At 63.7% G+C, this 2,498-nt stretch carries 2 protein-coding genes; both read right to left on the reverse strand.

Annotated features, from left to right (window positions below):
• The coding region (locus tag C7C56_RS10580; RefSeq protein ID WP_106757387.1) for an ATP-binding protein at positions 1–590 on the reverse strand (590 nt) is incomplete at its 3' end.
• A gap of 84 nt (positions 591–674) precedes the next feature.
• Positions 675–2,204: an IS21 family transposase gene (gene istA / locus C7C56_RS10585; protein WP_106757386.1), complete on the reverse strand. Its 1,530-nt coding sequence runs from the start codon at positions 2,202–2,204 to the stop codon at positions 675–677.
• Positions 2,205–2,498: the final 294 nt, after the last annotated feature.

Raw genomic sequence — 2,498 nt, forward strand, 5'->3', positions numbered from 1 at the left:
CAAATATTGGCGGACGTAACACCGTGACGGTCGTCGAGCACCTCCAGCAGGTCGCGACGGTGCGCGTCGTCGAGCACGGCAAGCCCCCAATCGTCAATCACGAGCACGTCTATCTTGGCCAGTTGCTTGAGCAGCTTCATGTAGCGGCCATCGGCGCGGCCAATGGCCAACTCGTCGAGCATGCGCGGCAGACGTACATAATACGCACTGCGACCCATGCGGCAAGCCTGGTGCGCCAGCGCGCAGGCCAGCCAGGTCTTGCCCACGCCGGTGGGGCCGGTGAGCAGCACGTTCTGCTTTTCCTTCAGCCACAGGCCAGCGAGCAGCCGTTGAAACAGCGCCTTGTCGAGTCCGCGCGCATGGCGGTAGTCGGTGTCCTCGGCGGCCGTATTGGGCTTGAGCTTGGCACGCTGCAGGCGCAACGCCAGCGCCTTGCCATCGCGCTCGCTTACTTCGTGTTCGACCAGCAGGCCAAGCCGCTCTTCGAAACCAAGGTGGTCCAGGTCTAGCGCGCTTTGCTCGGCGAAGGCACGCGCCATGCCAAACAGCTTCAGGCGGGTCAGTTTGTCGTAGGTCGGGTGGTTCAACATCGGTCATCCTTTCATGGGTAGTGTGCCGCCGGTTGGCGGCGCACTACGTTATTAATATAAACGGTATATATCGTTTATTCTGTTTTAGTGAATCTGGTTCGATTGGTAGTAAGCCGCGCCACGTAGGTTCTCGTGCTCGGGCAGGTCGAGCGTGCGTTGCGCGCCCTGCGGCTGCAGGTCGAGTCCATTCTTGAGGATGGCCTGGACGCTCTTCCAGCTGACGGCGCTGTACTTGAGCGCACGGGCGCAGGCCGCCTCCAGCCGGTCGCCACCGTACTTTTGTCCCAGCGACAGCACGCCCAGGCAGCTGCGGAATGCCTGCTGCGGATGCTGCCGCTGGCCCAGCAGCCGCTCCACCAGCACCGCGCAGCGCGGCCCCACGGCTTCGGCACGGGCGGTGAGCGTTTGCGCATTCCAACCTGCTACCTCGCGGTGCGCCGGCGGCATGTGCGCGGCAACGGTCGTGTGGCGGCCCTTGAAGGCGCACTGGACGTGACTGGCGATGCGCTGGCCCCGTTGAAACACCTCGACCGTGGTGCGCGTCATGCGCACCCTGACTTGGGCGCGCGCGTGCTGGCACGGCACCGAGTAGTAGTGGCCATCGACCTCGACGTGGTAGTCGACACCGACACGTGCCAGTTTCCATTCGGCGTACTCGTAGTCAACTTGGGGCAAGGGACGCAGCGCCGGCTGGTCCATTTCGGCGAAGGCGCTGGCGCGGCAGCCGGGCAGCTTTTTGAATGGCCGCTGGTTCAGGTCGGCGAGCAGCGTGCGCAGTGACCGGTTCAATTCATTGAGGCTGAAGAAGCGCTGATGGCGCAGGCGCGCCAGCACCCAACGTGTGACCACCAGCACGCCATTCTCGACCTTGGCTTTATCCTTGGGCCGGCGGGCGCGCGCCGGCAGCACCGCGACGCCGTAATGCTCGGCCAAGTCGTGGTAGGTGGGATTGACGTCCGGCTCGTAGCGCGAGGCCTTCGACACGCCGCTTCGCAGGTTATCGGGCACCCACAGCTCGGTACAGCCGCCGAAGAACGCGAGCGCGCGAACGTGGCTGCCTATCCAGTCCGGCAGTTGCTGGCTCCAGGTCGCCTCGATGTAAGTGTAGTTCGAGGCGCCCAGCACGGCCACGAACACCTGGGCGGTGCGGATTTCGCCGGTGCTGCCGTCGGTCACGTCAACGGTCTGGCCGGCGTAATCGATGAACAAGCGCTCGCCCGGTGTGTGGGTTTGCCGCATCGACGTGGTCAGTTGCTGGCGCCAGCGCCGGTAGTGTTCGCAGAACGCGCTGTACTGGAAACCTTCCGGCTGCTCGGACTTATATTCCTGCCACAGCAACTCCAGCGTCACGCCCTTGCGGCGCAGTTCCTTGTGTACGGTTGGCCAAGCCGGCGCCGGCCGCTGCACCGACGACGGCTCGCTCGGTGGAAACAGCAAGCGCTCCAGCACAGCGTCGTCGCAGCCGGGCGGGAATGGCGGCGACAGTCCGGCCAGCTTGGCGCGGGCCACGTAGTCGGATACGGTGGAGGGAGAAACGTTGATGATGCGGGCGATTTCCCGCTTGGAGCGGCCCTGCTCGAAATGCAGCCGCAGTACTTCATGGATTTTGCGCATGGATAACCTTTTGTTGGTCAAGCAACCCTCCGGATAAAAATCCGGCAGGTTGCCACAGTTATCCCCTTGCCGTTGGCCCTACTCAGGCCGCTTCAAACTGTCCAGTTTGGAGCGGAACCGGTGTCCAGTTTGCGCTGGACTGGGTGTCCAGTTTGCCGTGGAATGAGTGTCCAGTTTGCGCTGGACCAGGTGTCCAGTTTGCCGTGGAATGGGTGTCCAGTTTGGCGCGGAATACGCAGGCGGCGATGAGCGGCGGCTTCCGCCCCGAAGCCGCCGGTCGTCATTAGAAACTAA

It is taken from the genome of Massilia glaciei (assembly GCF_003011895.2).
Taxonomy (GTDB): domain Bacteria; phylum Pseudomonadota; class Gammaproteobacteria; order Burkholderiales; family Burkholderiaceae_D; genus Telluria_A; species Telluria_A glaciei.

What these genes read in the sequence shown, in the direction of transcription:
- istA (WP_106757386.1), bottom strand. Translation starts at nt 2,204, where the DNA reads ATGCGCAAAATCCATGAAGTACTGCGGCTGCATTTCGAGCAGGGCCGC.